6 protein-coding genes are annotated in these 6,533 nt (G+C 75.7%); 1 reads left to right on the top strand and 5 read right to left on the bottom strand.

Going from position 1 to position 6,533, the window contains the following annotated elements; translation table 11 throughout:
* The 3 genes from AB0H87_RS35760 to AB0H87_RS35750 form a co-directional block, all read right to left on the bottom strand.
* A partial coding sequence (locus AB0H87_RS35760) for an alpha/beta fold hydrolase (RefSeq protein ID WP_360156178.1) occupies positions 1-693 on the bottom strand: 693 nt, incomplete at its 3' end.
* Between the two features lie 19 nt (positions 694-712).
* A complete protein-coding gene (locus tag AB0H87_RS35755) occupies positions 713-2,926 on the bottom strand; it encodes an FUSC family protein (protein ID WP_360156175.1) in 2,214 nt (737 codons plus the stop codon).
* Positions 2,927-2,965: 39 nt separating this feature from the next.
* Positions 2,966-3,829: an NAD(P)-dependent oxidoreductase gene (locus tag AB0H87_RS35750; protein WP_360156172.1), complete on the bottom strand. Its 864-nt coding sequence runs from the start codon at positions 3,827-3,829 to the stop codon at positions 2,966-2,968.
* Between the two features lie 65 nt (positions 3,830-3,894).
* Here AB0H87_RS35750 and AB0H87_RS35745 point away from each other — a divergent pair, with 65 nt between their 5' ends.
* Positions 3,895-4,476 carry a TetR/AcrR family transcriptional regulator gene (locus tag AB0H87_RS35745; RefSeq protein ID WP_360156169.1) on the top strand — a complete coding sequence of 194 codons (582 nt, stop codon included), beginning with the start codon at positions 3,895-3,897 and terminating at the stop codon, positions 4,474-4,476.
* On the opposite strand, the gene AB0H87_RS35740 is transcribed toward AB0H87_RS35745, so the two are convergent.
* Positions 4,466-5,785 carry a GMC oxidoreductase gene (locus tag AB0H87_RS35740; RefSeq protein WP_360156166.1) on the bottom strand — a complete coding sequence of 440 codons (1,320 nt, stop codon included), beginning with the start codon at positions 5,783-5,785 and terminating at the stop codon, positions 4,466-4,468. The genes AB0H87_RS35745 and AB0H87_RS35740 overlap by 11 nt on opposite strands.
* Positions 5,786-5,849: 64 nt before the next feature.
* Positions 5,850-6,533, bottom strand: a 684-nt coding sequence (locus AB0H87_RS35735) for an MFS transporter (RefSeq protein WP_360156163.1), incomplete at its 5' end; no start/stop codon positions are given.

Below are 6,533 nucleotides of genomic sequence, written 5' to 3'. Positions count from 1 at the left end.
CGTCCCCGACGATCGACCGTGACGGCAGAGACGATCTCCCCCGTACGGGGGATCGCCCATCACGACCAGCGCCGGCGCGGAGACCCGGGCCAGCCGCTGCTCGGCCGGGGCGTGGCTGGTGGTCGCCGTGAGCCGGAACGAGGCGAGGTGGTCGCCGCCGCGCAGGCTCTCCTTGATCCGGCGCCGGTGGTCGGCCAGGTCCGCGGGCGGGTGGCCGGGGTAGTAGCGCCCGTAGTAGGACGCCCACGCGGCCGGGCCCCACGGCTTGCGCAGCAGCAGCGACACCGTCAGCCTGGCGGCGGCGCTCAGCTTCGGGTCGCGCACGAACGGGCCGAGCAGGACGATCGCGGAGACGAGGTCGGGTCGCTCGGCCGCGGCGTAGACGGCCGCGCCGGCGCCCATGCTGTTGCCCAGCAGCGCGGCCGGGCCGCCGCCGAGGTGCTCGACGAGGGCGAGCGCGTCGCCGGCCTGCGCCACGTCGTCGTAGGAGTCGAAGCCGTCGGAGCTCTCGCCGTGACCCCGCGAGTCGAAGGTCGCGACCCGGTAGCCGGCGTCGGCCAGGGCCGGGACGGTGAAGCGGTAGACCGCGCGCAGGTCGCCCATGCCGTGCAGGCCGACGACCAGCGGACCGTCGCCCTGGACGTCGTAGGCGATGCGGCGGCCGGCGCCGCGGTCGAGGTAGTTAGTGCTCATAGCCAAAAAGCTAATGCCATTAACTTCGATCGTCAACCCGGGTGAGCGTCGTCTCCAGCCGGCGGGTGGCGTCCAGGTGGTCCGCTGTCCAGATCACCCGGACCGCCGTGCTGCCGTCGCCGCCGCTCAGGTCCCCGCGGAGGGCCTCGACCAGGCGGCTGTCGGCGCGCAGGTCGGGCGGCTGCGGCGCGGGGGCCGGGCGGTCGGCGCCGATGCTCGCGGCCAGGTCGGCGTACCAGCGCTCGGTGGTCCGGCTCGTGCGCAGCAGCAGCGACCGGGCGGCGGCACGGTCGCCAGGGCTCTGGTCGTCCCGCTGCCACAGGTCGAGCACCGCGTCGGAGGCGATGCGCAGCCCGGCCACGCCGTTGACCAGGCTGGTGATCTCCGGCAGCGGCTTCGGCTTGGCGCCCCGCTCGGACAGGTAGGTGCGGAACGTGTCGTCGAGCCGGCGGGCGGCGGCGGCCGACCGCTGCGCCTCGGCCGTGGGCGGCGGCGGGCGGGCCGCTCCGTCGCAGCAGAGCGCCGCGTACGCGACGACGGCCCGCAGGTAGTGCGCGCTGCTGTCGTACGCGTCGGCGAGCGCGGTCCGCAGTTCCTTGCGCGCACCCCGCGGCCAGAGCAGCAGCCCGACCAGAATGCTGATCCCCACGCCGATCGCGATGTCCTCGATCCGGATCAGCCCGAGCTGCCACCCCGCCGGCTGGATGATGTTGAACAGGATCAGCAGCGTGACGGTGAACGCGGCCTGCCCGGCGGCGAACGAGATCAGCGCGGGCGCGACGCCGGCCATCAGGATGGCCACCGGCAGCAACGCCCACAGCACGTCGATGTCGGTCCCGATGCCGATCAGGATCACCGCGCCGATCACGAAGCCCACGACCGTGCCGGCCATGGCCCGCACCGCGTTCTGCCCGGTGGCCAGCGCGTTGGAGCGCAGCACGGCGAGCGCGCCGAAGATCACCCAGAACGAGTGCTGCACGCCGGTGTAGTGCACGACCACGACGGCGGCGGCCACCCCGACCGCGCCGCGCAGGCTGTTGTGCAGCCAGGTCGAGTGCCACTGGAGGTGGGCCAGCGCGCGCTCGCGGGCCGTGGCGAACGGGCCGGCCAGGCCGCCGGGCTGCTGGCCGAGGGCGCGCTGCAGCCAGGTGCGCCGCTCGGCCGCGACGCTCAGGTCGACGTTGCGGGCGACGAGGCGGACGGCGTACGCCATCTCCTGGACCCGGAAGCTCGGCTCCAGGGCGCTGACGAACTCGGTCGCCCGGCCGGCGCCGGGCACCGGGTTCGAGGTCACCGCCCGACCCATCCGGCCGAGGGCCGCGTCCAGCCGGCGCTGGGCGGCGTGCAGCGCGTCGGCCGTGGCGTCCGGGTTCTCCAGCAGGTCCGCGGCCGCGTCCAGCAGGTCGCCGGCGGCCTCCTTGGCGGCGGCGGCCGGCTCGGTGCCGGCGGCGCGGGCCGCGTGATGCCGGGTGATGTCGCGGATCCAGCCGAGCTCGTCGATCAGCCGGACCCGGGCGCGGGCCGAGGTGGTCAGGCCCGTGGGTCGGATGGGTGCGGCGAGGAAACCCCGGTGCAGCGCCTGCACGGTCTCGTCGGCGCGGTCGACGAGCGCCGCGTGCTCCGCCGGCGAAGGGCCGCCGCCGCGCCAGACCGCCGCGCCCGCGTGCATCGTCTCGGCGAGGGCACGGCAGGCGGCGACCGTCGGGGCGCGCAGCGGGTCCCGGGTCGGTGCCGGCCAGAGGAAGCGGACGGCCAGCAGGGCGGCGCCGGCCGCCAGCCCCCAGCCGGCGAGCCGCGGGATCACCTGGTCGGCGCCCGCGGGCAGGGACACCGCCAGGATCACCGCGAGCAGCAGCGAGACGCTGGCGCTGGCGAGCACGGAGCTGACGACGCCGGAGAAGACGATGAGGAACGCGACGAGCAGGATGATCGGCGCCGCGAGCCAGACGTGCGGCGAGACCAGGGTGCCGATCGCGATCAGCACGCCGCCGGCGGCGATCAACCCCAGCTCGGCCTGGATCCGCTCGCGCATGGGCCCGCCGAACTCGACGAGCAGGAGCTGGCAGAACGCGCCGATGATGGCGAAGGTGCCGACCGAGACGTTGCCGACGACCTCGAGGCCGATCGCGAACACGCTGGGCGCCACGACCGCGGCCCGGGCGGCCCGGCGGACGGCGCCGTCGACCCAGAGGCGCTTGGCGAAGCGGGTCGTGGCGCTCACGACCTGGGTCATCACCGCCCCAACACCGACATAGCGGATCTTTCTCTCAGGCTAACACCGTTGTCCGGCGGTACGGCGCTCGATGGCGTGCAGCACCGCGGCCATGTCGGCGGGGCCATGGCCGAGGGCCAGCGTCTCCGCGTAGAGCGCGTGCGCGGCGTCCAGCAGCGGGGACGCCAGGCCGGCCTGGCGGGCGGCCGCCGCGACGAGGCGGTTGTTGTCGAGGACGTTGGCGATGGACGCCTGCACGGCAAAGTCGCGGTCGACGAGCTTGCGGGCCTTGACCCGGGAGACCGCGCTCGCCATCGGGCCGGCGTCGAGGACGGTGACGAACTGCTCCAGGTCGAGCCCGTGCCCGGCGGCGAAGTGGACGGCCTCGGCCAGCCCGGTCACGAGGGTGATCAGGTACAGGTTGACGGCGAGCTTCATCGTCAGGGCACCGGGCACGGGGCCGCAGATGAAGCTCGTCCGGCCCAGCGGGGCGAGCAGCGGGCGGACCGTCGCCACGGCGTCCGGGTCGCCGGCCAGCATGATCACCAGTTCGCCGGCCTCGGCGGGCTTGCGGGACCCGGAGACCGGTGCCTCGACGTACCGGCCACCGCGGGCCTCGACCTCGGCCGCCAGGGCGCGGGAGTGCTCCGGGGCCGTCGTGCCCATGTGGACGACGATCTTGTCGGTCAGCGGTGTCGTGCCGAGTGTGGCGTCGATCGCGGCCGCGTCCGCCAGCATCATCAGCAGCACGTCGACCTGCCCGATGAGGTCGGCCGCGCTCGCGGCCACCGTCGCACCGGCGGCGCGCAGCGGCTCGGCCCGGGCCGCGGTGCGGTTCCAGACGACCAGCGGTGCTCCGGAGCGGAGCAGGTTGTGCGCCATCGGCGCGCCCATCACACCGAGACCGGCGAATCCGAGCCGCATGCCGCTTCTCCTTCGTTCCATGACAGCTGTCATAATATGACGGCTGTCATAGGGGGTGGAAGGGCATGACCGAACGCGGCCCGCGCGAGCGGATGGTGTTCAGCGCGGCCCAGCTGATCCGGCGCGACGGTGTCACCGCGACCGGGCTGCGCGACGTGGTCGCGCACGCCGACGCGCCGCGGGGCTCGCTGGCGCACTACTTCCCGGGCGGGAAGGAGCAGCTCGTCAACGAGGCGGTCGACTGGGCGGGCTGGTACGCGGCCAACCGGATCGACCGGTTCCTCGCGGGCCTGGCCCGGGCCACGCCGGGCCGGCTGTTCGCCGCGATGGTGCGCCAGTGGACCGACGAGTTCGCCGCGATCGGCTACGACCAGGGCTGCCCGGTCGCCGCGGCCACCGTCGACGCGTCGGTCACCGCGTCGACCCGGGCCGCGGCCGCGGCGGCGTTCGCCGCGTGGCGGGCGCCGATCGCCCGCGCGCTGGTCGGCATGGGCGTGCCGGCCCGCAAGGCCACCTCCGCCGCCACGCTGATGGTCAGCGCGCTGGAGGGCGCGATCCTGATCGCCCGGGCCGAGCGGTCCCCCCGCGCGCTGACCACGGTCGCCCGGGAGCTGGGCCCGCTGCTGGACGGCTACGTCATCCGTTGACCAGCGTCGCGGCACGCTGGGCGACGGCCAGGGTGGCCGCGTGCGTGTTGCCGGTGACGATCGACGGGACCACGGACGAGTCGGCGACCCGCAACCCGTCGACCGCGTGCACCCGCAGCTCGGGGTCGACCACCGCGGCGCCGTCGATGCCCATCCGGCAGGTGCCGACGGGGTGGCAGCAGGGCGTCACGGTGTCGCGCACGTACTGCGCCAGCACGGCCGCGCTGTCCACACCGGACCCAGGGAACTCCTCGACGCCGGCCAGCGCCGGCGCGGCACCGACCTCGCGGGCCATCCGCAGCCCGGCCACCAGCCGGTCGAGGTCCGCGTCGTCGGCGAGCAGCGCCGGGTCGATCAGCGGCGGCGCGAACGGGTCGTGCCCGCTCAGCCGCACCGTGCCGCGGCTGCGAGGCCGGGTCAGCGCGAACACCACCGAGTAGCCGGCCTCCTCGCCGGGCTCGCTGCGCGGGTGCAGCGGCCGGTCGCCGAACGCGATGTGCAGGTCGGGCGGCCCGTCCGGGTCGGTGCTGGCCAGCACGTGCGGCGTGCCGTCCGGGCGGTCGCCGTCGGCGGCGTAGGCGACCTGCGAGCGCGGGTGGTCGTGCAGGTTGGCGCCGACACCCGGCAGGTCCGCGACCACGGGCAGCCCGACCTCGCGCAGGTGGTCGCCGGGCCCGATGCCGGAGAGCAGCAGCAGCCGGGGCGACCCGATCGCGCCGGCGGCCAGCAGCACCTCACCGTCCACCCAGGTCACCGTGGTGCGGCCGGCGACCTGGTGCGCCACGCCGCGGCAGGTGCCGCGGTCGACCACCAGCCCGACCGCCTGGGCACCGGCCAGCACGGTCAGGTTCGGCCGGTCGGCGACGGCCGCGAGCAGCTCCTCGGCGTGCGGCGCGGCCCGGTCGGCCTGCGGATGGTGCCCGGACGCGACCGCCGCCGCCGAGAACGGGTCGGTCGCGGGCCCGATCGGCGAGGCGGCACCGGTGCCGAACAACGGCAGCAGCGAGTCGTAGGTCCAGCCCGTCGCGCCGGCGTCGGCCCACGCGTCGTAGCTGGCCGGGTCGCCGAGCCCGGACATGAGCCCGTCGGCGGCGCTGGAGCCGCCTATGGCCTTGCCCAGTGGGTAAGGAAGTGCCGCACGGTCGGCCTCGACCTGCGGAACAGTGGTGAAACCCCAGTCGGCGGCGGGCGGCACGGCGGGGCCGGCCTCCAGCAGCAGCACCGTGACCGCACGGTCCGTGGACAGGCGGGCGGCCAGCGCGCAACCGGCCGTGCCGGCGCCGACCACGATGTAGTCGTAGGAGCGCATGGCGGATCCTCCCCGGGATCGGCCCATCTGTCGATGCTAGGCGAGCGGCCGGCCCGTGCGCAGGTCAACGGCTCAAACCGGCCGCGACCTCGACCCGGGCCGGGCCCGCCGTCGCCAGCGGGAGGAGGGCCACGAGCTGGGCGGCGCCCACCAGGACGAGCACGCCGCGGGGCGGTAGCCAGCCGGTGACCAGGCCCGTCGCCGAGGCGCCCAGCGCGAACGCGCCGACCTTGATGCTGGCGGCCGTCGCGACCACCTGGCCGTAGCGGCGGGCCGGGACCGACTGCTGCCGCACCGCCAGGGTCGCCGCGAGCATCGGGCCCGTCGCCACGCCGCCGACCGTCGCCACCGCCAGGGCGACCGGGAGGTTCGGCGCCATGCCGACCGTCGCGAGTGCCGTGCCGAGCAGGGCCAGCGAAGCCGCGAGGACCGGGATCGGCGCGAAGCGGCGCAGCAGGCGCGCCGACGCCACGGCGCCCACGAGCGAGCCGGCGCTCATCGCGGTCAGGAACCACGCGCCGTGGGCCGCCGGGTGTCCGAAGTGGATGGCGAGCAGCGGGAAGCCGACCGGGAGCAGCCCCTGCGCCGCGTAGCCGACCGTGGTGGCGGCGGTGGCCGCCCGCAACGGCGGGATCCGCCACAGCAGGGCGATGCCGCCGCGCACCGCGGCCGGCAGCGGATCGTGGCCGGGGGCGGCCGGTCCCGGCATGGGCGCCCGGGCGACCAGCAGGAGCGCCGCCGCGGCCAC

Source organism: Asanoa sp. NPDC050611, from assembly GCF_040654855.1.
GTDB lineage: Bacteria > Actinomycetota > Actinomycetes > Mycobacteriales > Micromonosporaceae > Asanoa.
Note: the sequence above shows the minus strand (reverse complement) of the source record. Positions and strands in the feature narration are given on the sequence as shown.